Genomic DNA, 21796 nt, shown 5'->3' on the forward strand with positions numbered 1-21796 from the left:
CCCGCCGCAGCAGACGGCAGCGGCGGGAACGGCAGAAGGGGCGGTACGGACATGAGATCCGTACCGCCCCTTCCCCGTCGTCACCTGCGGCGCCTCGTGCTTACAGCACCTTCGACAGGAACGACTTCGTCCGCTCGTGCTGCGGGTTGCCGAGCACGTCCCGCGGGTGGCCGGTCTCGACCACCACGCCGTCGTCCATGAAGACGAGCGCGTCACCGACCTCGCGGGCGAAGCCCATCTCGTGGGTCACGACGATCATCGTCATGCCGTCCTCCGCCAGGCCCCGCATCACATCGAGGACCTCGCCCACCAGCTCGGGGTCGAGGGCCGACGTCGGCTCGTCGAAGAGCATCAGCTTCGGCTCCATCGCCAGCGCACGGGCGATGGCGACACGCTGCTGCTGGCCCCCGGAGAGCTGGGTCGGGTAGTTCCCGGCCTTGTCGGCCAGGCCCACCCGGTCCAGCAGCTTGAGCGCACGCTCGCGCGCGACGGCCCTGGACTCGCCCTTGACCTGGACCGGAGCCTCCATGACGTTCGCGAGAGCCGTCATGTGCGGGAAGAGGTTGAAGCGCTGGAAGACCATGCCGATGTCCCTGCGCTGCGCCGCGACCTCCCGCTCCTTCAGCTCGTAGAGCTTGTCGCCCTTCTCGCGGTAGCCCACCAGCCGCCCGTCGACCGAGAGCCGGCCGCCGTTGATCTGCTCCAGGTGGTTGATGCACCGCAGGAAGGTGGACTTGCCGGAACCGGACGGGCCGACCAGGCAGAACACCTCACGGTGCGCCACCTCGAGATCGATGCCCTTGAGCACCTTCACATGGCCGAACGACTTGTGGACGTTCTCGGCCTTCACCATCGGCTGCGTCGACTGGGACTTCATACCTTCACGCCTCCGACGTTGCTCTGCACACGGAACGAGGACAGCTGCTTGCGCAGACGCTGCAGCGGCGTCGGCGGAAGCGAGCGGCTCGAACCGCGGGCGTAATACCGCTCCAGGTAGTACTGGCCAATGCTGAACACGGTCGTCAGCGCCAGGTACCAGAGCGAGATCACGATGTAGCCCTCCATGATGGCGAGCGTCCGGGAGCCGAATTCACGGCCCCGCAGGAACAGCTCGCCGTACCCGATGGCGAACGCCAGCGAGGAGGTCTTGAGCATGTTGATGAACTCGTTGCCGGTCGGCGGGATGATCACCCGCATGGCCTGCGGCAGCACGATGCGGCGCATCGTCTTGCCGCCCTTCATGCCGAGCGCCTGCGCGGCCTCGGTCTGACCCGAGTCGACCGACTGGATGCCGGCGCGGCAGATCTCGGCCATGTACGCGGCCTCGTTCAGGCCGAGAGCCAGCAGCGCCGCCACGAACGGCGTCATGACCTGGTTCATCTCGTCCTTGTAGATGAAACCGAGGTCGAGATAGGCGAAGACCAGCGAGAGGTTGAACCACAGCAGGATCTGCACCAGCACCGGAGTGCCGCGGAAGAACCAGATGTAGCCATAGGCCACGCCGGAGAGCACCGGGTTCGGCGAGAGCCTCATCACCGCGAGGATCGCGCCGAGGACCACACCGATCACCATCGAGTAGACGGTGATCTTCAGGGTCTCCCAGGCGCCCCAGGCGAACGTGCCGTTGGTGATCTGCTCACCGACCACGCTCCACTGGATCTCGGCGTCCGCGAACGCGCGCACCAGCAGGGCGAGGAGGCCCAGCACCACGACGGCGCTGATCCAGCGTCCGTAGTGGCGTACGGGAACGGCCTTGATGGGTCCCGGGTGGGCGGCGGGGTCCTTACGGGGGGAGCCGCCCTGGCCGCCGTCCGGTGGAACGTCGGCCGGCGCCTTGTCGAGGGGGTCAGTCACAGGGTTGCTGCCTTACATGGGGAGGTGGTGGCGAGGAGTGGCCGTCACTTGCCGGCGTTGATCGTGGCCTTCTCGATGGCGCCGCTCTCGGCCTTCCACTCCTTCAGCACCTCGGCGTACGAGCCGTCGTCGATGATCTTCTGGACGGCGGCCTGGAGGGCGTCGCGCAGCTCCGGGTTCTTCTTGCTGACCGCGATGCCGTACGGAGCGGCGTCGATCTGCTCGCCCACGACCTCGAAGAGCTTGCCGCCACCGGCGTTCAGCTCGTTGTAGAGGGCGACCGGGAAGTCGGTGATCACGGCGTCGGCACGCTTGGTCTGGAGCTGCGTGATCGAGTCGCTGTCCTGGTCGGAGATGAACGGCTTGATCTTGTCGGCGCCGCACTTCTTCTGCGTCTCGTTCAGCAGCGTCTCGTTCGCCGTGCCGCGCTGGGCGGCGACCGTCAGGCCGCACAGGTCGTCCAGCGTGGTGACCTTCTCGGGGTTGCCCTTCTGGACCAGGATCGCCGAGCCGGCGCGGAAGTAGTTCACGAAGTCGGCGCCGCCCTTGGCGTCGTCCGTCGCGCCCTGCTGACGCTCCTTGGTGTCCGTCATCGAGGACATGACGATGTCGGTGCGGCCGTTGTTCATACCCAGCACGAGCTGGTCGAACGTGGCGTTCTCGAACTTGAACTCGACGCCCAGGACCTTGCCCAGCGCCTTGGCGATGTCGATGTCGACACCGGCCGGCTTGTTGTTCTCGTCCATGAACTCCATCGGCGCGTACGCGATGTCGGAGCCGACGTTTATGACGCCCTTGTCACGGATGTTCTTGGGGAGCTTGTCGTGGAGCGGCGCGGTGGACGCGTTGCCCTTGGTCTCCGACTCCTTGGATCCGTTTTCCGTCTGGTCGCCACAGGCGGTCAGCAGCATGGCGCCGGCGACCGCGATGGCGCTGACCGCCGCGATCCGGGACTTCACGGCGGTCGTACGGCGCGTGGTGCTTGCGGTCATGATCGGAGTCCTCCGGCGGGTGAGGGTGGGTGTTACCAGGTCGTATGCGCTCATCTTCGAGTGTCGCCGACCTTGTGTGTTTTCGGCATCTTGCCATTCGGACGAGCCCATTCAGGGGGCCACGCATGTCAAAATCGGGTAACGGGTCACCCCCGAACCCCCGCGGGCCGGTACACCAGGGCCGGACCATTCGCGGGAAAGCCTTCTTTCCGCCGGAAGATCTTCGGCCGTCTTGGCTTCTGGACGGGTACCACCGCTACTGGTGGACTTGTCCGGGTTTCTGGCTATGAGCCGTGTCACCGCGCGCATATGGACTCGTCCGCGGTGCGGTCGGTCCGGTAAGAAGGACCCTTACACCCCTCATCCGGGGCTCAGGGCGCGTGTGCGGCGCGCCCGCGCGTACGTACCTCCCCCTGCCGGTGGCGGGCCAACCGCCTGGTGCAGGAACGGACGCGGTGCCCGCCCACCCCTCCTCAACCAGGAGTGGCCACCCTCAACCTTGAAGACTTAAGGGGTCAACGAAAAATGGCAGCGGAGATCGTCAATCCTCACAGCGACAGCGCCGACACGGAGAGTGCCGACGAGCCCTTCGATCCGGCGTTCGCGCTGCACCGCGGCGGCAAGATGGCCGTCCAGGCCACCGTGCCGGTGCGGAACAAGGACGACCTGTCCCTCGCTTACACACCCGGTGTCGCCAAGGTGTGCACCGCCATCGCCGAGAATCCCGAGCTCGTCCACGACTACACATGGAAGTCGCAGGTCGTCGCAGTCGTCACCGACGGCACGGCGGTGCTCGGCCTCGGTGACATCGGACCGGAGGCGTCGCTCCCGGTCATGGAGGGGAAGGCGATCCTCTTCAAGCAGTTCGGCGGCGTGGACGCGGTCCCGATCGCCCTCGCGACGACCGACGCCGACGAGATCGTCGAGACCGTCGTCCGGCTGGCGCCGTCCTTCGGCGGCGTGAACCTCGAGGACATCTCGGCGCCCCGGTGCTTCGAGATCGAGCGCAAGCTCCAGGAGCGCCTCGACATTCCCGTCTTCCACGACGACCAGCACGGCACCGCCGTCGTGACCCTCGCCGCCCTGCGCAACGCCGCGAAGCTGACCGGGCGCACGCTGGGTGACCTGCGCGCCGTCATCTCGGGCGCCGGCGCGGCCGGTGTGGCCATCGCGAAGTTCCTGCTGGAGGCCGGCCTCGGTGACGTGGCCGTCGCCGACCGCAAGGGCATCGTCAGCCGTGACCGCGAGGACCTGACCCCGGTCAAGCGCGAGCTCGCCGAGCTCACCAACCGGGCCGGGCTCTCCGGTTCCCTGGAGCGCGCGCTCGCCGGCGCGGACGTCTTCATCGGCGTCTCCGGCGGCACGGTGGCCGAGGCGGCCGTCGCGTCGATGGCGCCGGGCGCGTTCGTCTTCGCCATGGCGAACCCGAACCCCGAGGTCCACCCCGACGTCGCGCACAAGTACGCGGCGGTCGTGGCCACCGGCCGTTCGGACTACCCCAACCAGATCAACAACGTCCTCGCCTTCCCGGGCATCTTCGCGGGCGCCCTCCAGGTGCGGGCCTCCCGCATCACCGAGGGCATGAAGATCGCGGCGGCGGACGCGCTGGCGGACGTCGTCGGCGACGCGCTCTCGGCGGACTACGTGATCCCGTCGCCCTTCGACGAGCGGGTCGCCCCGGCGGTCACCGCGGCGGTTGCCGCGGCGGCGCGGGCGGAAGGTGTCGCCCGGCGCTGATCCGCCGCGGTCTCCCTGACGGGCCGCACTGTCCCCGTGCGGGGGGTGGCGCGGCCCGTTCGCGTGCGGGCGTGCCGCTGCACGAAGCAGCTCCCCTCCCCGCCCTCCCCTCAACCGGAGCAAGTCCCGCACCTCGGTCGGATCGTGCCCGGGCCTGTCGCCGAGCTGCGCCCGGCTCGCAGCGGGCGAGCCCGGGATCCCCCGGCCGGGCTGTGGCCGGGCTCCAGGGTCACTTTGACGGAATGCTCCAGGAGGCCGGCTCCTCGCCATGCCTGCCCCCCGCACCCGGACAGCGAGTGCGGGGGGCAGGCCGCGCGGCTAGCCGGCGGTGCTCCTGCGGCGTCGCATCCACCACGTCAGCGCGCCGCCCGCGACCGCGAGGGCTGCGGCCGCACCGGCGATCAGGCCGAGGGGGCTGCTGCTGCCGGTGTCGGCGAGATCGCCGTCCGGGTCCTTCGCCGGCGGCGTCGTCGGGTCACCGCCGGGCGTGGACGGATCCGGGGCCGGGGTCGACGGGCTGCCGGTCGGGGTCGGGTCGCCCGGGCCGGTCGGGGTCGGGGTCGGGGTCGGGCTCGGGCTCGGCTCCTCCGGGCTGGTGGGCTGCTCGGAGGTCGATCCGCCGAGGTAGGCGGTCTCGCTGCCCCGGTGGGCCACCTCGGCCTGGACGGAGGTCTTGGTGGTCTTGTCCAGGCCGCGGTGCTGGGTCTGGAACTCGGTGCTGCTGATGTTCCGCTTGGGCGCCTTGGAGAAGTCGACCCCGCCCATGGACAGGATCCACACCTTGCCGTCGTAGACGCGCTCGAACTTGTAGTCGCCGTTCTTGAACGAGTGGACGTACTTGTCGTAGACGGTCTTCTTGTCCCAGTTCTTGTTCTCGTCCCTGAGCGGCCACCGCTTGACGTCGTTGCTGTTGATGATCTTGCGGAAGTCGGTGGGGGCCACCGCGTCCTGCCGCCGGATGTACTCGGCGGCCACCCGCGAGGAGTAGACGCGGCGCAGGTCGGCGTAGGACGCCTCGTCGTTGACGCGGCGTTCCAGCTCCGGCTGGATCATCGAGAGGATGAGCGCCTCGGCCTGCTCGGTCTGCGCCTCCGTGAGCTTGCAGCTGTTGGGTGGCACGTCAGGTCCGGTGGGGACCTCCATGTTGACCTTCAGCGGCGCGTCCAGGATGTAGATGCCGCCGTCCTGCTCGCGGACCTTCGCGGGCTTGGGCGTGATCCACTGCCGGATGATCGGCAGACACGGCATGCCTTCCGGGGTGCGGGGGACCGCACGCCAGAAGCGTTCCCCACGCTCGTACTTGTCGGGGTTCATGGCGTCCGCGTAGTCGTGCTTGAGGGTGAGGTCGGCCTCCAGCAGGATGCGCCCGGCGTCGGTCTTGGCGAACTCCTTGTCCATGATCACGTCGGGGCGGACCGGGTTGAGATTGACCCAGAACTTGTCCGGGGTCAGGGCGAGCCAGGTGAAGAACGCGTCCGAGGCGAGCTGGAGCTTGGCGTCACCGCCGTGGCCGGGGTTCGCGTCCGGGTCCTGGACGTAGTCGGCCTTCATCGAGTAGTCGAGGCCCTTGCCCTCGACCGGGGTGCCGACGTAGTTGATCTCCAGGGTGGAGAAGTCGATGCCGGCCGGCCCGCGGCCGAAGTAGCCGCCACGGTTGTTCTGGTTGTATATCGCCTGGAGCCGCCGTGCTTCCGCGACCGTCTTCCCGGACCTCAGGGCCTGGTCGATGATCGGCCCCCGGCCGCCCTTGAGCGGGTCGGGATTGAAGCGCTTGTCGTACTTGGTGTAGACGGTCGGCTTCTGGGTGCGCTCGATGGCGTTGGACCGGCGCTCGTAGACCCCGGCCTGGCTGCGGTTGGTGTTACGGTCCTTCTTCAGTTCGTTGTCGAACTGCCTGATGGCGTCCTTGGTCGACTTCTCCGTCGCGGCACCGGTCAGGTAGCGGAACGTCGACTTGGGGTTCTGCTTGGCGATCTGCTTGTCCGCCTTGAGCTGGTCCTTCTCGATCCTGCCGTTGGACTTGATCTCGACCTTGCGCTCGGTGCGCGTGTTGTGCGCGTCCACGACGCGGTAGCGCTTCTCGCCGTTCTCGTCGATGTACTCGATGACGTCCTGGCACAACCAGTCGGGGCCGACCATGTTGTACTTCTTGACCATGCGCGCCTCGAAGGCGTCACCACGGCGCGGGTTGCCGTGGTTGCCGACGTACTTCACGTCGAGGAAGAGCTGGAAATCCTTGTAGCCCGTCTTGAACTGAGCGTTGTACCGGGCGTAGATCTCCATGACCTTGTCGGCCGGATTCTTCGACTTGTTGAACGCCTTCTGCCACGTGCGGTAGTCGGTGCCCGCCTTGGCGCGCTGCTCGTCGGTCGGCGGCAGTACCCCGTCGTAGGCCTTGGCGGGGTTGTCGTACGTGTAGTTCTCGTCGTTCGGCCACGCGTCGTACGGCAGGTTGGCCGGCGGTCCGGAGTTGGGCGGGGTGGTGCGCACCTTCGTCCCGAGGTACTTCTCGTCGCACCGCATCGTCTTGACGTTGGGGCGCTTCGCGGCCTGTGCCTCGTCGAGACCGGGCAGGCCGGTGAGGGTCATGGCCCCCGCAGCGGTGATGGCCAACGCGAGGCGCGCCCACACGCGTCGACGGCGTGCGGGTCGGTGTATGTGAATGCTCACTGACTTCTCCCCCTGGGAGCCCCGTGGTGTGCTCAAGAGGCATGCGGCGTCGCGGCTCCGAGGTCAACTGGTCTGGGTTCGCCGCCTGTTCGGCACTCTAGGGACCGGAGGAGGCCGGAGTCCCGGGGTTTGGTCGGCATGTCCTCGCCAACTCGTGAGGGTTTTGCGGCCGTAACGGTCAGAACTCGTCGAGGTCCCGGATCCAGGTGTCCTCCAGATCGCCGGTGACCTTCTCGGTGCGCCGGACACGGAACACGGACAAGCTGCGGTCCTTGCGGTACAGCGGGGTGACGCGCAGGAGAGCGAGGCGTGCCAGTCCCTCCCAGTAGAAGGACCCGGGGCCGGCGTCGAGGTCGACGTCCTCCCGCGCGAGGTCGTCGGCGCCGATACCGAAGGCGTCGACGACCTCCTGCGGCGTGCCGGCGCTCTCCCAGTTCCCCTCGCCGCTCCATCCGGAGCCGAACAGGCGTGCCCCGTCCGGGTGCTGTATCACGTGGGTGCCGTAGGTGATGTTGTGGTCGATCGTGGCCGAGCCGATGACGACCGCTCCCGGGAAGCGCTCGGCCAGCGCGTCCGCCTGCTCGGCGAGCGGGTGGGTCCCCCCGCTGAGTGCCAGCGCGGGATCGTTGATCTCGGTGACCGGACCCCAGCATCCGACACCGACCAGGTCGAGATCCGCGCGGGTGGCGAAGGGCGGCCGATCGACCGCCTCGATCCGCTCGACCTCCTCCAGCACCGCGTCGACGGTGCGGAGCGCGGCGGCGAACTCCCGTGCCCGGCCCGGGTCATGAGCGGGCAGCGCCTCCACGTCGCCGGGGACGGGCTGCTCGACGAGGGTCAGCCTGAACTCCCCGTACCGCGCGATGTCCTGCTCCGGCGGGTATTCCCAGAAGTCGTAGTCGGTCATCGCACAGCCTCCATGGATGTCAGGGCCTTGAAGAGGGGAGAGTCCCGGGCGCCACGGTAGCGAGGACCGCCGACCCGATCCGCCGGAATTCGCTTCGTGCCGGGCGGAGCCCGGATGGGGAGGTGTGGCCGGAACACGGCGGGCGTTCCGTCGGGGGACTTCTCAGGTTCACCTCGTGCTGGTGTGCTGCTCCGCGCCGGCCCATGTCCCCCAGGAGGCGTTTGTGAATCTGGTCGTCAACGGTGATGCCGAGAGCGGTCCCGGAGGGAGCGCCGAGCCGGTCGGCAGTGTGACCGGCTGGGTGGTCGCTCAGGGCGCTCCCGCTCTGGTCGGGTACGACGTGGGCGGCGGCTATCCGACCGCCGCCGACCCCGGCCCCGCCCGCCGCGGTTCGCGGTTCTTCAGCGGCGGCGACTCGCCCCGTACCGTCCTCGTCCAGGACATCGCGCTGCCCACGGCCGGGCCGGCCGGCCGGGGCGCCGTCGACGCGGGGCGGGTGCGGTACACGCTCACCGCCTGGCTCGGCGGGTACGCCCGGCAGGAGGACGGCGCCCGGCTCTCCGTCGAGTTCCGGGACGGGGCCGGGACGCCGACGGCGCTCAGCGTGCTCGGACCCGTCACGGCCGCCGAACGCGGCGCGCGCACCGGGCTGCTGGAGCGGACGGCGTCCGCGGCCGTGCCGCCGGGTTCCCGCAGCGCACGGCTGCTGCTGGTGTTCACCCGCAGCGGCGGCACCTCCAACGACGGGTACGCCGACGCGATGACGCTCGGCCTCACGACCACGACCACGGGGGGACGCAAGTGACGAGGCTCGACCGACGGACCCTGCTCAAGAGCGCCGCGGCCGCCGGTGCGCTGAACGTGGCATGGCCGCTGAGCGCCGGCCTGAGCCCCGCCCAGGCCCGCGAGGCGGCGGAGGCGCTCGGCGCCGACTACGACCCCGCGCCGTTCACGCTGGGCGTCGCCTCCGGCGACCCGCGGCCGACCGGCGTCCTGCTCTGGACGCGGCTCGCGCCGGAGCCGCTCGCCGCCGAGCAGCGCCTGCCCGAGGTCGTCGAGGTCGAGTGGACCGTCGCCCTGGACCCGTCGCTGCGCCGTGTCGTGGCGCGCGGCACGGCGCCGGCCTCCGCGACCCTCGGCCACAGCGTGCACGTGCCGGTCTCCGGGCTGCGGCCCGGCACCCGCTACTGGTACGCCTTCAAGGCCCTGGGGAGGACCAGCCGCGTCGGCCGTACGCGGACTGCGCCCGTCGGCCGGGTGGGCAGTGTGCGGTTCGCCGCCGCCAACTGCCAGGCGTTCCACGACGGTTTCTACGCCGCCCACCGCGGCATCGCCCGCGAGGACGTGGACTTCGTCGTCCATCTCGGCGACTACATCTACGAGCATGGCCAGGTCGGTGGCGTACCCGCGGACCATGTGCGCGACCACGAGGGCCCGTCGGTCTTCACCGTCGCCGACTACCGCCGCCGTCACGCGCTCTACAAGGGCGACGCGTCGCTGCGCGCGGCGCACGCCGCGCACCCGTGGTTCCTGACGTGGGACGACCACGAGGTGGCGAACGACTACTCGGGCACCGGCGGCGGCGCGCCGTTCATGCGGCGCCGGGCCGCCGCGTACCAGGCCTGGTACGAGCACATGCCCCACCGCGACGACAGCGCGTTCGCGCTGCCGGACCCGGAGATCCACCGGGTCCGCCGCTGGGGCGACCTGCTGGAGCTGACCGTTCTGGACCTGCGCTCGTACCGCTCCGCGCAGAACATCGAGGGCGGCACGATCCTCGGCGCCGAGCAGAAGTCCTGGCTCAAGCGGGGCATCGACCGTGCGCCGGACTCCTGGCACGTCTGGGCCAACTCGATCATGCTCAGCCAGCTCCGCGGCCGGCCCGGCGGCTCGTACATGTTCACCGATCAGTGGGACGGCTTCCTCGCGGAGCGCAGGGAGGTGCTGAGCCATGTGCACGCGAGCGGCCTGGAGGACCTCGTCGTCATCACCGGCGACTGGCACTCCGCGTTCGTCGACGACCTCAGGACCGACTTCGACGACCCGTCGTCCCCGCTGGTCGGCACGGAGTTCACGGCGCACTCGGTCACCTCGGGCGCGTACAGCGCGGCCTGGAACGAGGCGAACGGCCCGGTCATGGGAGCGGCCAACCCGCATCTGAAGTACTTCGAGGGCAACCGCTACGGCTACGACGTCTACGAGGTCACCCCCGAGCGCTTCAGCGCCCGTATGCGGGTCATCGGCGACCGCAGGGACCCGGCGTCGCCCGTCACGACGCTCACGAGCTTCCACATCGACCGTGGCACCACCGGCTCGTACGAGGACCCGGCGACGAAGAACTCGCCCGCCCAGTGGCGGAGGGAGTAGCGGGACGCGTGTCACACCGGTGCGTGGTTCCGCCACGCACCGGCCCGGCCTAATCTCAAGGTCATGTTCGCCGCCTATGCCGCCCGTATCGACCGTGACCAGCCGCTCAACGGCCTTGAACTGGGTGAACGCCCGGCGCCCGAGGCACGACCGGGCTGGACGACCGTGACCGTCAGGGCCGCCTCGCTCAACCACCACGACCTCTGGTCGCTGCGCGGTGTCGGTCTCGCAGAGGACAAGCTGCCGATGATCCTCGGCTGCGACGCCGCCGGCGTCGACCAGGACGGGAACGAGGTGGTGCTGCACTCCGTCATCGGCCAGAGCGGCCACGGCGTCGGCCCCGACGAGCCCCGCTCCATCCTCACCGAGCGCTACCAGGGCACCTTCGCCGAACAGGTCAGCGTCCCCACGTGGAACGTGCTGCCGAAGCCGAAGGAGCTCACCTTCGAGCAGGCCGCCTGCCTGCCGACCGCCTGGCTGACGGCCTACCGGATGCTGTTCACCAACGCCGGGGTCCGCCCGGGCGATTCTGTCCTGGTCCAGGGCGCGGGCGGCGGTGTGGCCACCGCCGCGATCGTGCTGGGCAAGGCGGCCGGCCTGCGGATGTACGCCACCAGCCGCGACGAGGCCAAGCGCCGGCGCGCCGTCGAGCTGGGCGCGGAGGAGGCGTACGAGCCGGGGGCGCGGCTGCCGCGGCGGGTGGACGCCGTCATCGAGACGGTCGGGGCGGCGACCTGGTCGCACTCGGTCAAGTCGCTGCGCCCCGGCGGCACCCTGGTCATCTCCGGTGCGACCAGCGGTGACCGGCCCTCGCACGCCGAGCTGACCCGGATCTTCTTCCTCGAACTGAAGGTCGTCGGTTCCACGATGGGCTCGAAGGACGAGCTGGAGGACCTGCTCTCGTTCTGCGCGGCCACGGGTGTGCGGCCGGTGATCGACGAGGTGCTGCCGCTGGACCGGGCCCGGGAGGGCTTCGAGAAGATCGCCTCGGGCGAGCTGTTCGGAAAGATTGTCCTGACGAACTCTTGATGGACCGTCAGTTCTGCTGATGGGATCTCCGGCACCGCGTCCACGACCGTGCCGGAGGTCTTCATGCACCGCCGACTGCTCGCCGTCCTCGTCTGCGCCGTCCTGCTGCTCTGCGCCGCGCCCGCCCGGTCCCATGACGCCGCCGGTGAAGCGCCGGACGGCATCCCCCGGCTGACCGACGACCGCGGCCGGGTGCTCACCCTGCGCGGCTGGAACGTCGAGGACAAGACCCACCGCGGCGAGGCAGCCCTCTCCGCGATCACCGAACGGCACTTCCGCGACCTGCGCGCCCAGGGCTTCAACTTCGCCCGGCTGCTCGTCTTCTGGGACGACCTGGAGCCGGTGCGGGGCCGCTACAGCGAGCGTTATCTGCGCGGGATCGAGCAGGTGCTGGACTGGGCGCACACCCACCGCGTCCATGTGCTGATCGACGCCCACCAGGACGTCTTCGGCCCGGCCTTCGGCCACCGCGGCATCCCCGAGTGGGCGACCCGTACCGACGGGCTGCCGTTCACGCCGCACCCCGACGACTGGTTCTCCGAGTACTTCGAGCCCGCCGTGCAGCGCGCCTTCACCCACCTCTACGAGGACCCCGACCTACGGCTCGCCCAGGCGCGGATGTGGCGGGTGCTCGCCGACCGCTTCGAGGACCATCCCGCCGTCATCGGCTACGACCTGATCAACGAGCCGATGGGGGAGATCCGGGACGGCGAGGACCTGGCCACCGCGGCCCGGCGCATCGAGGCCGAGCCGCTCACGCCGATGTACAACCGGCTGGCGGACGCGGTCCGTTCGGTGGACCGGGACACCTGGCTGTTCGTCGAGCCGACGCCGATCGTCGGCGAGGGAGTGCCGACCGGGCTGGGCAGGATCGAGGACCCGAGGGCCGTCTACGCCCCGCACTTCTACAACACCGCCATGGAGGCGGGCGCCGACTACGACCCGTCGGCGGGCTGGATCGAGGCGTACGAGCGGGCCGTGACCGAGTATCCCGCGCGCCACCGGATGCCCGTCGTGGTCGGCGAGTGGGGCCCGCTCAACAACTCCCTGCCGAACATGGGCCGCTTCTACCGTGAGGCGCTCGCCTCCCTGAACCGCTACAGCTCCGGCTGGGCCGGGTACGTCTGGTGCTACGGCGGCGGGTACTGCGCCGTCGACGAGGGGGGCCGGTTCCGCACCAACAAGGAGCAGACGGCGGCCCCGTACGCGCCGGCCGTCGCCGGGAGGGTGACGGCCGAGGGGTACGAACCGAGCAGCGGGACATACCGGCTGGGGTACCGCTCGGCGCGCGGCGTCAGCGAGATCTCGGTGCCGCCCTCCGTGAGCGGCTGGCGGATCGAGGTGACCGGCCGCGCCCGGCCGCAGACCCGTACGGTGCCGCCCGGCCGGACGGCCACGGTCCGCGTCCACGCCCGGCCGGGCGAGCACGTCACGGTCGGCGTCAGTCCTCGTACACCACGATGAAGTCGCCGCTCGGGCCCTGCCGGCGGGCGAGCGCGTCGCGCAGCCGGCGCAGATGGTCCGGCGTCATCTCGAGCGGCGGCTCGTCCGGCTGATGCGTCGTGCCGCGCGGGTAGTCCTGGTCGTGCGATCTGGACGCCGGGTACGGTGCCTGGGGGCACCCCCGGCGGCAGCGCTGGGGGAGAGCGGGTCCCTGCTCCACCGGAGTGATGGTTCAGGGCCTCCCCGTCACCTCTGGCCGTGCCCAACTGGCCAGGTCGTGCAAGGAGCCGGCCTCCCGAGCCCGGACCGCGCACGGGATGCGTGTCGCCGCCCCGGGGTCGAGTACGCCGGGGACCAGTGCGCCCAAGACCGTTCGGGGGCGTGCGGCCGAGCGGGCTGACTCCCGCTCAGTCCTCAGGAACGGTGCGGGTCATCTCGATGTGGCAGCCGAGGACCCGGGTCACCGGGGCCGTCCCGCAGAACGTCGGCATGCGGTGTCCAGCAGGAGCGCGGTCGTTCCCGAACAGCAGGAAGAGGAACGGCGCCTCGAAGTGGACGGACTTGTTCTGCCGCAGGATCAGCGTGTGCTCTGAGTAGGAGTGGACCTGGATCGCCGGGGCGGGGTCCGTCTCGGGGGAGGGGTGGCCGGCGTGCCACCGGACGTCGAGGCTGCCGGTGACAGGGGCGCCCGCGCGGAAGTCGATCACGGGCACACCGTACGCCCGGCGACCGGGGCGGTCTCCGCCGCCGCCCTCTCTGGTGTCAATCAAGGTTGACGGTCTATGTCTGTCAATGTAGGTTGACGGGCATGACGGAAGCAACGGATCTCGCCGAGCGGGCGGGCGACCGTGACCCGCGGGTCGGGCTGCGGGCGGTCGCCGCACTGCGCAGGCTGCTGGAACAACTCGAGGCCGTACAGGTCAGAAGCGCCCGCAACCAGGGCTGGTCGTGGCAGGAGATCGCCGCGGAACTCGGCGTCAGCCGCCAGGCCGTCCACAAGAAGCACGGGAGGCTGTGATGTTCGAACGGTTCACCGAGGACGCCCGCGCGGTGGTGACCGGAGCCACGGCCTGCGCGGAGCGGGCCGACGCCTCCACCGTCACCAACGAGCATCTGCTGCTCGCCCTGCTGGAGCTGGAGGGGGCGCGGACCGGCTTCGCGTTCCGGGCTCTCGGGGTCATGGACCGGCGGGACTCGCTGGAGGCCGCCCTCGCCGAGTCCCGCCGGCGCGGCGGCATGTCCAAGGCGGACGAGCAGGCCCTCGCGGGCCTGGGGATCGACGTGGGGGAGATCGTCGCCAGGGTCGAGGAGACCCACGGCGCCGGTGCGCTGGCGGGCGACCGCAAGGGCCGGCGGTGGTGGTCGGGCCACCGCTCGTTCGCCCGTGAGGCGAAGCAGACCCTGGAGAAGTCGCTGCGGATCGCGCTCGGCAGGCGCGACCGGACCATCGGCGCCGAGCACATCCTGCTGGCACTGACCGCCGTACCCGGCGTGGTCGCCGAGACCCTGGCCGATCACGGCGCGACCTACGCGGCGCTGGAGCGGGCCATGTTCGGCGACGCGGGCGGCGGTACGGCGAAGGCCGGCTGAGTCCGGGGCAGGGCGGCCGGGGGCCTCGCGGCCCCCGGCCCCGTCACTCCTCGGGGGTGCGCAGCAGGGCCGTGATGTGGGCCGCCGCCGTCGACAGATGGCGCCGGGCCTCGCCCAGCTGGTCCGCCGTGACGCCGTGGTCGCGCGCCGCGTCCCGTACGTCGTCACGGAAGCGGTCCAGCAGCCGCTCCAGATCACGCGCCGGGTCGGCGGAAGCGCCCGCCTCGACGGTGTCCTTCGCCCAGTCCGGATCGGCGTCCGCCGCGTCCGGCTTCACATATGGCGGCCATGCCGTGCCCCGTGCCAGCCCGCCGAGCTGGGTGGTCAGCTCGGACAGACCCTCGCGGACGCCGGTCGGCCAGTCGCCGCGGGTGAAGTGGTCCTGGACCTGCTCCTGCACCTGCCGGGCGATGCGCTGCATCTCGGCGCGGGCGTTCTCCCGCGCCTCCTGCGCCTGGCGGTGCGCCTGCTGGGCGTCCTCGCGGGCCCGCCGCGACTCGTCCTTCGCGCGGCGCGTCTGCTCCTTCCACTCCTGCTTGGCGCGCTTGAACTCCTCCTTCGCGGCGCGCCACGACTCCGTGTCCGTGAAGTCGCCCAGGTCCCCGAAGTCCAGCGGGCCCGGTCGCCGGTCGCCGGCGGCGGAATCCTTGCGGGTCCGGCCGGCCGCCGCGCGCATGTCGCTGCGCAGCTTGCCCGCCGCGCCGCGGACGTCGTCGCGGATCTCGGCGGCCAGTTCGGAGACGGACTCGCGGATCTCCAGCTCCAGGTCGGCCAGTTCACCGCTGCGTCCGGCCAGCTCCGCACGGCCCGCGTCGGTGATCGAGTACACCTTGCGGCCGCCCTCGGTGGCGTGGGTGACGAGGCCCTCGGCCTCCAGCTTGGCCAGCCGCGGGTAGACGGTGCCGGCGCTCGGGGCGTACAGGCCCTGGAAGCGCTCCTCGAGGAGGCGGATCACCTCGTAGCCGTGGCGCGGGGCCTCGTCGAGCAGCTTCAGCAGATACAGGCGCAGACGGCCGTGGGCGAAGACGGGGGGCATGTCAGAGCACCTTCCCACTCGGGTTGTCCGCGGGTGAATCCTCGTACGGGTCGTCCTCCGCGGGTGGCCTGCGCAGCAGGGCGATGGCCCCGGAGACGGTGGTCGCCTTGAGGCTGCCGGTGCCCGCGCCCAGGGTGCCGGTGATGCGCTTCGCGCCCCACTGGCCGCCGACGCGCAGATCGTCGAAGGCGTTGGACACGGCGCCGCCGGCGGTGTTCGCGTCGACCCGGGCGTCCGCCGGGTGCGGGAGCCGGACGGCGACCTCGCCGGAGACCGTGGTCAGCCGGATGTCCGCCGGCCTTCCCCCGCCCGGACCGAGGTCGACGACCATGTCACCGCTGACGGAGTCCGCCTTCACCGAGGCGCCCGCTCCGTCGATCACGGTCAGGTCGCCGGAGACCGAGTGGTACGTCAGGTCGCCGGTCACCGACTGGGCCTCGAGGCTGCCGGTGACGGTGTCCGCGCGGACGTCGCCCGACAGGCCGACGAGCGTGGTGTCCCCGCTGACGCCGCGCACCACGGTGGTGCCCCGTACGCCGGAGACGACCGCGCCGGCGCTGACGACACCGACCTCGACGGCCGCTGCCGCCGGCACCGCGACGGACACGACGGCGCTGCGCCGGGGGCCCTTGGGGCCGAGCCACTCGAGGAAGCCCTGCCAGGGCAGGTCCTCGTAGGCGACGGTCAGCGTCGATCCCTTTCTGGTGACGACGAGGGGCGGGCCGTCGATCTCCGAGATCTCCAGCCGGGTGGAACCTTCGTCCGTGCCCACGACGTTGACCGTTCCACCGACGATCCGCACGTTGAGCGTGGTCAGGGGATCGTCGAAGGTGAGCTTCTGGGGCTCGGCGACTTCCCACGTCGTCTCTGCCATGGTGCTGACCTCCCGGGCCGGCCACGACGCAACATATCGCGTCTCTTGGAGAACACGATATATCGCGGTGATGGGTTGTCAAGGGAGGCGCCGGCTCGCCGGTGCGGACCGGCGGCGGGCGACGCGCCGCATTGGCGGCGATTACGGGGCGAATTGCCCTAGCGTGGGGACATGAACGCGACACCCGCGGGAGCCGTGCTGCTCTGCCGGGCCGACCCGGCGGCCGTACGGACCCCGGCCGCGCATCTGCTGCCCGAACGCACGCTCCTCGCCCCGGCCGGCGACGGCTGGAGCCTGCTCGTCCCCGAGGGCGGCCCGTGGCTGGACGGCGGCGAACCGGTCGATGCGGTGCTGGGCGGCTGGGCCGCGGCCCTCTCGATCGGCGCGGACCGGCCGGTCCTCGCCCTGTGGTGGGACGACGACGGGTCCGGCCTCACCCTGGCCTCCGGCTACCGCCGCCCGGTCGGCTACGTCTGGCTGGCCGACGGCACCCCGGCGGGCGAGGACGAGGCGATGCGGACGTTCGCCGCGCGGCTGGGATTCGACCCGGTCCTCGACGTGCAGGCCCTGGAGCCCTTGACGGCGCCGGACCCCGACTCCGACGCCCGCGCCAGGCTGGTCGGCCTGACGGCCGTCCTCGCCCGCACGGGCCTCGCACTCCCGGCGGGTCTCACCCCGGGCGCTCCGGCGGACGGCCTGCGCACCGCCGCGCGGGCGGCGTCCGCCGAGGAACTCGCCCCCGCCGACGACCGCCACGAGCCGCCCACCCCGGAGCCCCCGCCCCGCCCCTCCTGGCTCCGCGCGGCCGCCACGGCCGAACTGGCGGCGGGCCTGGCCCTTCTGGCGTGGGGCCTGCGCCGGCACAGCGGCGCCTGGCTGACAGCAGGAGCGATCCTCACCGCCCACGGCCTGGCCCCCCTCGCCCGCGGGCACCTGCGGCTCTAGCCCCGCGCCGCCGCGCTCCTGGCGCGATGAGTCCAGGGCCGAACGACAGCCCCTAGTCGTCCTCGTCCTCGTCGTCCAGGCGGGCCAGCCACGTGGCCAGGCGTTCGACGGGGACCTCGAAGTCCGGGTTGAGGTCGACGAAGGTGCGGAGCTGGTCGGCGAGCCACTCGAAGGTGACTTCCTCCTCGCCGCGTCGCTTCTCCAGCTCCTCGATACCGCGATCGGTGAAGTACATATGGACAGAATATGGCCCGGCCCCGCGATCGGATCGCGGGGCCGGGCCCGGTACTACGTCACGCGGCGGCGCAGCCGCCTCACGCGTCGAAGACCTCGTTGACCAGCGCCTGCTGCTCCGCCTGGTGACGCTTCGCGGAGCCCACCGCCGGGGACGAGCTGTGCGGGCGCGAGATGCGGCGCAGCCGCTCGCCGTGCGGGATGTCCGCGCCGACGGCCAGGTCGAGGTGGTCGATCAGGTTGAGCGCGATGAACGGCCAGGCGCCCTGGTTCGCCGGCTCCTCCTGCGTCCACAGGTACTTCGCCGCGTTCGGGTACTTGGCGATCTCGGCCTGGATCTCCTTGCCCGGCAGCGGGTACAGCCGCTCGAGGCGGATGATCGCCGTCTCCTTGTCGCCGCGCTTCTGACGCTCGGCGTCCAGGTCGTAGTAGACCTTGCCGGTGCAGAAGACGACCTTGCGGACGGCCGCCGGGTCGACGGAGTCGTCGCCGATCACCGGGCGGAAGCCGCCGGTGGTGAACTCCTCCGCCTTCGACGCCGCGGCCTTCAGACGCAGCATCGACTTCGGGGTGAAGACGATCAGCGGCTTGTGGTGCGGGTTGTGGACCTGCCAGCGCAGCAGGTGGAAGTAGTTCGACGGCAGGGTCGGCATGGCGACCGTCATGTTGTCCTGCGCGCACATCTGCAGGAAGCGCTCGGGGCGCGCGGACGAGTGGTCCGGGCCCTGGCCCTCGTAGCCGTGCGGCAGCAGCAGCGTGACGCCGGAGTGCTGGCCCCACTTCTGCTCGGCGGAGGAGATGAACTCGTCGACGACGGTCTGCGCGCCGTTGACGAAGTCGCCGAACTGGGCCTCCCACATGACCAGCGCGTTCGGGCGGGCCAGCGAGTAGCCGTACTCGAAGCCCATCGCCGCGTACTCGCTGAGCAGCGAGTCGTAGACGTTGTAGCGGGCCTGGTCCTCGGACAGGTAGAGCAGCGGGGTGTAGTCCTCGTTGGTCTCCTGGTCCACCAGCACCGCGTGGCGCTGGCCGAACGTGCCGCGGCGGGTGTCCTGGCCCGAGAGGCGGACCGGGGTGCCCTCCATCAGCAGGGAGCCGATGGCGAGGGTCTCGCCCATGCCCCAGTCGATGGTCCCGTCCTCCACCGAGGCCGCGCGGCGCTGCATCTGCGGCATCAGGCGCGGGTGCACGGTGATGTGGTCGGGGATGTTGACCTGGGACTCGGCGATCCGCTTGACGACCTCCTGGGAGACCGCGGTGCTGATCGCGACCGGGAACTCGGCCTCGACGTCCGGGACATGGGCCGGGGCCGGGTGGCTGGTGGCCTCGCGGACCTCCGCGAACACCTTCTCGAGCTGGCCCTGGAAGTCCTGGAGCGCCTGCTCGGCCTCTTCCAGCGTGATGTCGCCGCGACCGATGAGCGACTCGGTGTAGAGCTTGCGCACCGAGCGCTTCTTGTCGATCAGGCTCACCATCTGCGGGTTGGTGAACTGCGGGTTGTCGCCCTCGTTGTGACCGCGGCGGCGGTAGCAGATGAGGTCGATCACGACGTCCTTGTTGAACGCCTGGCGGAACTCGAAGGCGAGCCGCGCCACGCGGACGCACGCCTCCGGGTCGTCGCCGTTCACATGGAAGATCGGCGCCTCGATCATGCGGGCCACGTCGGTCGCGTACATCGAGGAACGCGAGGACTCCGGCGCCGCCGTGAAGCCGACCTGGTTGTTGATGACGACGTGGACCGTGCCGCCGGTGCGGTAGCCGCGCAGCTGCGACATGTTCAGCGTCTCGGCGACGACACCCTGGCCGGCGAAGGCCGCGTCACCGTGCAGGGCGATCGGCAGGACCGTGAAGTCCGTGCCGCCCTTGTTGATGACGTCCTGCTTGGCGCGGGCGACACCCTCGAGGACCGGGTCGACGGCCTCCAGGTGGGACGGGTTGGCGACCAGCGAGACCTTGATCTGCTCGCCGTCGAGACCGGTGAAGGTCCCCTCGGCGCCCAAGTGGTACTTCACGTCGCCGGAGCCGTGCATCGACTTCGGGTCGAGGTTGCCCTCGAACTCGCGGAAGATCTGCGCGTACGACTTGCCGACGATGTTCGCCAGCACGTTCAGCCGGCCGCGGTGGGCCATGCCGATGACGACCTCGTCGAGGCGCGACTCGGCGGCCGAGTCGATGACCGCGTCGAGCAGCGGGATGACGGACTCGCCGCCCTCCAGCGAGAAGCGCTTCTGGCCGACGTACTTGGTCTGCAGGAAGGTCTCGAAGGCCTCCGCCGCGTTCAGCCGGCGCAGGATGCGCAGCTGCTCCTCGCGCTCCGGCTTGGTGGCGGCGCGCTCGACCCGGTCCTGCAGCCACTTGCGCTGCTTCGGGTCCTGGATGTGCATGAACTCGATGCCGGTGGTGCGGCAGTACGACTCGCGCAGCACGCCCAGGATGTCGCGCAGCTTCATCATCGACTTGCCGGCGAAGCCGCCGACGGCGAACTCGCGCTCCAGGTCCCAGAGGGTGAGGCCGTGCTCGGTGATGTCCAGGTCGGGGTGCTTGCGCTGGCGGTACTCCAGCGGGTCGGTGTCGGCCATGACGTGGCCGCGGACCCGGTAGGAGTGGATCAGCTCGAAGACCCGCGCGGCCTTGGTGACGTCGTCGTCGTGCGAGGCGTCGATGTCCTTGAGCCAGCGGACCGGCTCGTAGGGGATGCGCAGCGACTCGAAGATCTCGTCGTAGAAGTTCTCCTCGCCGAGGAGGAGGTTCGCCACGATCCGCAGGAACTCGCCGGAGGCGGCGCCCTGGATGACGCGGTGGTCGTACGTCGAGGTGAGGGTCATCACCTTGGAGATGCCCAGCTTGTTCAGGGTGTCCTGCGAGGTGCCCTGGAACTCGGCCGGGTAGTCCATGGAGCCGACGCCCATGATGACCGACTGTCCGGGCATCAGCCGCGGCACGGAGTGCACGGTGCCGAGGCCGCCGGGGTTGGTCAGCGAGACGGTGACGCCGGTGAAGTCGTCCATCGTCAGCTTGTTGTTGCGGGCGCGGCGGACGATGTCCTCGTAGGCCTGCCAGAACTCGAAGAAGTTCAGCGTCTCGGCCTTCTTGATGCCCGCGACGACCAGCTGGCGGTCGCCGTTCGGCTTCACCAGGTCGATGGCCAGACCGAAGTTCACGTGGTCGGGCTTGACCAGGGTCGGCTTGCCGTCCTTCTCCGCGAAGGACCAGTTCATCGACGGCATGGCCTTGATGGCCTGCACCATCGCGTACCCGATGAGGTGGGTGAAGGAGATCTTCCCGCCGCGGGCGCGCTTGAGGTGGTTGTTGATGACGATGCGGTTGTCGAAGAGCAGCTTCACCGGGACGGCGCGCACGGACGTGGCCGTGGGCAGTTCCAGCGAGGCGTTCATGTTCTTCGCGACCGCGGCGGCCGGGCCGCGCAGCGTCACGAACTCGGGGCCGTCGGCCGGCTGGGCGTCGGCCTTGGCGGCCGGGGCCGGCTTGGCGGCGGCGGGCTTGGCCGGGGCCGGCTGCGCCGGTGCGGCAGCGGGTGCCGCCTTGGCGGGAGCCGGAGCCGGAGCCGGAGCCGGAGCCGGAGCCGGAGCCGGAGCCGGGGCCTGGGCGGCGGGGGCGGTGGTCTGCGCCGGCGCGGCGGGCTGCGCCGGCGCGGGGGCCGGGGCAGGGGCCGCGGCTTCTCCGGCGTCCTGAGTCTGCTTCGCTCCGGCGGCGGGGGCGTCCGCGGTGGCGGCCGCGCCCGGCTTGTAGTCGGCGAAGAAGTCCCACCAGGCACGGTCGACCGAATTCGGATCCTGGAGGTACTGCTGGTAGATCTCGTCGACGAGCCACTCATTGGCGCCGAACGCGGCGGCAGGGTTCTGACCCTGCCCGGTTTGGTCGGTCGAGAGACTCGAGTTACTGGGGGACTGAGACGACACGGCGAGAACCGCCCTCTTCCGCTTCGCAAGGTGATGGACAGCGGAAATAAAGGCTACGCCTCCCTGGCCGGGAGGTGCAGGCCGGGCCGGTCAACGTCGTGCAAGTCACACCGAACAGCGCGTTTCGGGGCTGGGAATGGCGGGAAACAAGCATGGTTCGCCCGGGCCGGGGTGCGCCTCTCGGCGGTCACGGGCCCT

The 21796-nt window shown here is 70.6% G+C and carries 19 protein-coding genes; 8 read left to right on the forward strand and 11 right to left on the reverse strand.

Annotation, left to right across the window (positions count from 1 at the left end):
* Positions 1-100: 100 nt before the first annotated feature.
* The 3 genes from ACWD01_RS02960 to ACWD01_RS02970 are packed head-to-tail and all read right to left on the reverse strand — an operon-like array spanning position 101 to position 2846.
* Positions 101-853, reverse strand: coding sequence for an amino acid ABC transporter ATP-binding protein (locus ACWD01_RS02960; protein WP_451157867.1), 753 nt, complete (start codon positions 851-853; stop codon positions 101-103).
* Positions 854-873: 20 nt separating this feature from the next.
* The gene (locus tag ACWD01_RS02965) at positions 874-1854 is read right to left on the reverse strand and encodes an amino acid ABC transporter permease (protein WP_451157448.1); all 981 of its coding nucleotides are present in this window, start codon (positions 1852-1854) and stop codon (positions 874-876) included.
* Positions 1855-1898: 44 nt separating this feature from the next.
* Complete coding sequence (locus ACWD01_RS02970; protein ID WP_451157450.1) at positions 1899-2846, reverse strand: ABC transporter substrate-binding protein; 948 nt, start codon at positions 2844-2846, stop codon at positions 1899-1901.
* Between the two features lie 525 nt (positions 2847-3371).
* Between ACWD01_RS02970 and ACWD01_RS02975 the strand changes: the two genes are divergently transcribed.
* Entirely contained in the window at positions 3372-4583 is a 1212-nt protein-coding gene (locus ACWD01_RS02975; protein WP_451157452.1) for an NAD(P)-dependent malic enzyme, read from the forward strand.
* 318 nt (positions 4584-4901) lie between these two features.
* Here the strand turns inward: ACWD01_RS02975 and ACWD01_RS02980 are convergent, their stop codons facing one another.
* Positions 4902-7253, reverse strand: coding sequence for a hypothetical protein (locus ACWD01_RS02980; RefSeq protein ID WP_451157454.1), 2352 nt, complete (start codon positions 7251-7253; stop codon positions 4902-4904).
* A 178-nt stretch (positions 7254-7431) separates the two neighbouring features.
* Positions 7432-8160: a DUF6333 family protein gene (locus tag ACWD01_RS02985; protein WP_451157456.1), complete on the reverse strand. Its 729-nt coding sequence runs from the start codon at positions 8158-8160 to the stop codon at positions 7432-7434.
* A gap of 223 nt (positions 8161-8383) precedes the next feature.
* Between ACWD01_RS02985 and ACWD01_RS02990 the strand changes: the two genes are divergently transcribed.
* The 4 genes from ACWD01_RS02990 to ACWD01_RS03005 all read left to right on the forward strand — a co-directional run bounded on the left by ACWD01_RS02990 (position 8384) and on the right by ACWD01_RS03005 (position 13020).
* Positions 8384-8965 carry a phosphoesterase gene (locus ACWD01_RS02990; protein WP_451157458.1) on the forward strand — a complete coding sequence of 194 codons (582 nt, stop codon included), beginning with the start codon at positions 8384-8386 and terminating at the stop codon, positions 8963-8965.
* Complete coding sequence (locus tag ACWD01_RS02995; RefSeq protein WP_451157460.1) at positions 8962-10527, forward strand: alkaline phosphatase D family protein; 1566 nt, start codon at positions 8962-8964, stop codon at positions 10525-10527. The genes ACWD01_RS02990 and ACWD01_RS02995 overlap by 4 nt, the downstream gene beginning before the upstream one ends.
* A 63-nt stretch (positions 10528-10590) precedes the next feature.
* A complete protein-coding gene (locus ACWD01_RS03000) occupies positions 10591-11556 on the forward strand; it encodes a zinc-binding dehydrogenase (protein WP_451157462.1) in 966 nt (321 codons plus the stop codon).
* A gap of 63 nt (positions 11557-11619) precedes the next feature.
* Complete coding sequence (locus ACWD01_RS03005) at positions 11620-13020, forward strand: cellulase family glycosylhydrolase (protein WP_451157464.1); 1401 nt, start codon at positions 11620-11622, stop codon at positions 13018-13020.
* Here the strand turns inward: ACWD01_RS03005 and ACWD01_RS03010 are convergent.
* Both ACWD01_RS03010 and ACWD01_RS03015 read right to left on the reverse strand, forming a co-directional pair.
* Positions 12998-13219 (reverse strand): hypothetical protein, encoded by a 222-nt coding sequence (locus ACWD01_RS03010; protein ID WP_451157466.1) that lies wholly within the window; start codon positions 13217-13219, stop codon positions 12998-13000. The two genes, ACWD01_RS03005 and ACWD01_RS03010, sit on opposite strands and share 23 nt — an antisense overlap.
* Positions 13220-13406: 187 nt before the next feature.
* Positions 13407-13706, reverse strand: coding sequence for a hypothetical protein (locus tag ACWD01_RS03015; protein ID WP_451157468.1), 300 nt, complete (start codon positions 13704-13706; stop codon positions 13407-13409).
* A 101-nt stretch (positions 13707-13807) separates the two neighbouring features.
* Here ACWD01_RS03015 and ACWD01_RS03020 point away from each other — a divergent pair, with 101 nt between their 5' ends.
* Complete coding sequence (locus ACWD01_RS03020) at positions 13808-14017, forward strand: helix-turn-helix domain-containing protein (protein WP_005312042.1); 210 nt, start codon at positions 13808-13810, stop codon at positions 14015-14017.
* A complete protein-coding gene (locus ACWD01_RS03025; protein ID WP_451157470.1) occupies positions 14017-14589 on the forward strand; it encodes a Clp protease N-terminal domain-containing protein in 573 nt (190 codons plus the stop codon). Before ACWD01_RS03020 ends, ACWD01_RS03025 begins: the two co-directional genes overlap by 1 nt.
* Before the next feature lie 43 nt (positions 14590-14632).
* On the opposite strand, the gene ACWD01_RS03030 is transcribed toward ACWD01_RS03025, so the two are convergent.
* Positions 14633-15625 carry a helix-turn-helix transcriptional regulator gene (locus tag ACWD01_RS03030; RefSeq protein ID WP_451157472.1) on the reverse strand — a complete coding sequence of 331 codons (993 nt, stop codon included), beginning with the start codon at positions 15623-15625 and terminating at the stop codon, positions 14633-14635.
* Between the two features lies 1 nt (position 15626).
* Positions 15627-16499 carry a DUF4097 family beta strand repeat-containing protein gene (locus ACWD01_RS03035; RefSeq protein WP_451157474.1) on the reverse strand — a complete coding sequence of 291 codons (873 nt, stop codon included), beginning with the start codon at positions 16497-16499 and terminating at the stop codon, positions 15627-15629.
* A gap of 171 nt (positions 16500-16670) precedes the next feature.
* Between ACWD01_RS03035 and ACWD01_RS03040 the strand changes: the two genes are divergently transcribed.
* Entirely contained in the window at positions 16671-17444 is a 774-nt protein-coding gene (locus ACWD01_RS03040; protein WP_451157476.1) for a hypothetical protein, read from the forward strand.
* A gap of 52 nt (positions 17445-17496) precedes the next feature.
* Here ACWD01_RS03040 and ACWD01_RS03045 read toward each other — a convergent pair whose 3' ends face one another.
* On the reverse strand, positions 17497-17679 hold the full coding sequence (locus ACWD01_RS03045; protein WP_356892180.1) for a DUF6104 family protein: 183 nt from the start codon (positions 17677-17679) through the stop codon (positions 17497-17499).
* 79 nt (positions 17680-17758) lie between these two features.
* Positions 17759-21598 carry a multifunctional oxoglutarate decarboxylase/oxoglutarate dehydrogenase thiamine pyrophosphate-binding subunit/dihydrolipoyllysine-residue succinyltransferase subunit gene (locus tag ACWD01_RS03050; protein ID WP_451157479.1) on the reverse strand — a complete coding sequence of 1280 codons (3840 nt, stop codon included), beginning with the start codon at positions 21596-21598 and terminating at the stop codon, positions 17759-17761.
* Between the last annotated feature and the right edge of the window lie 198 nt (positions 21599-21796).

It is taken from the genome of Streptomyces sp. NPDC002835 (assembly GCF_053591995.1).

What these genes read in the sequence shown, in the direction of transcription:
- ACWD01_RS02960 (WP_451157867.1), bottom strand. Translation starts at nt 853, where the DNA reads ATGGTGAAGGCCGAGAACGTCCACAAGTCGTTCGGCCATGTGAAGGTG.
- ACWD01_RS02970 (WP_451157450.1), bottom strand. Translation starts at nt 2,846, where the DNA reads ATGACCGCAAGCACCACGCGCCGTACGACCGCCGTGAAGTCCCGGATC.
- ACWD01_RS02975 (WP_451157452.1), top strand. Translation starts at nt 3,372, where the DNA reads ATGGCAGCGGAGATCGTCAATCCTCACAGCGACAGCGCCGACACGGAG.
- ACWD01_RS02985 (WP_451157456.1), bottom strand. Translation starts at nt 8,160, where the DNA reads ATGACCGACTACGACTTCTGGGAATACCCGCCGGAGCAGGACATCGCG.
- ACWD01_RS03000 (WP_451157462.1), top strand. Translation starts at nt 10,591, where the DNA reads ATGTTCGCCGCCTATGCCGCCCGTATCGACCGTGACCAGCCGCTCAAC.
- ACWD01_RS03005 (WP_451157464.1), top strand. Translation starts at nt 11,620, where the DNA reads ATGCACCGCCGACTGCTCGCCGTCCTCGTCTGCGCCGTCCTGCTGCTC.
- ACWD01_RS03020 (WP_005312042.1), top strand. Translation starts at nt 13,808, where the DNA reads ATGACGGAAGCAACGGATCTCGCCGAGCGGGCGGGCGACCGTGACCCG.
- ACWD01_RS03025 (WP_451157470.1), top strand. Translation starts at nt 14,017, where the DNA reads ATGTTCGAACGGTTCACCGAGGACGCCCGCGCGGTGGTGACCGGAGCC.
- ACWD01_RS03030 (WP_451157472.1), bottom strand. Translation starts at nt 15,625, where the DNA reads ATGCCCCCCGTCTTCGCCCACGGCCGTCTGCGCCTGTATCTGCTGAAG.
- ACWD01_RS03035 (WP_451157474.1), bottom strand. Translation starts at nt 16,499, where the DNA reads ATGGCAGAGACGACGTGGGAAGTCGCCGAGCCCCAGAAGCTCACCTTC.
- ACWD01_RS03040 (WP_451157476.1), top strand. Translation starts at nt 16,671, where the DNA reads ATGAACGCGACACCCGCGGGAGCCGTGCTGCTCTGCCGGGCCGACCCG.
- ACWD01_RS03045 (WP_356892180.1), bottom strand. Translation starts at nt 17,679, where the DNA reads ATGTACTTCACCGATCGCGGTATCGAGGAGCTGGAGAAGCGACGCGGC.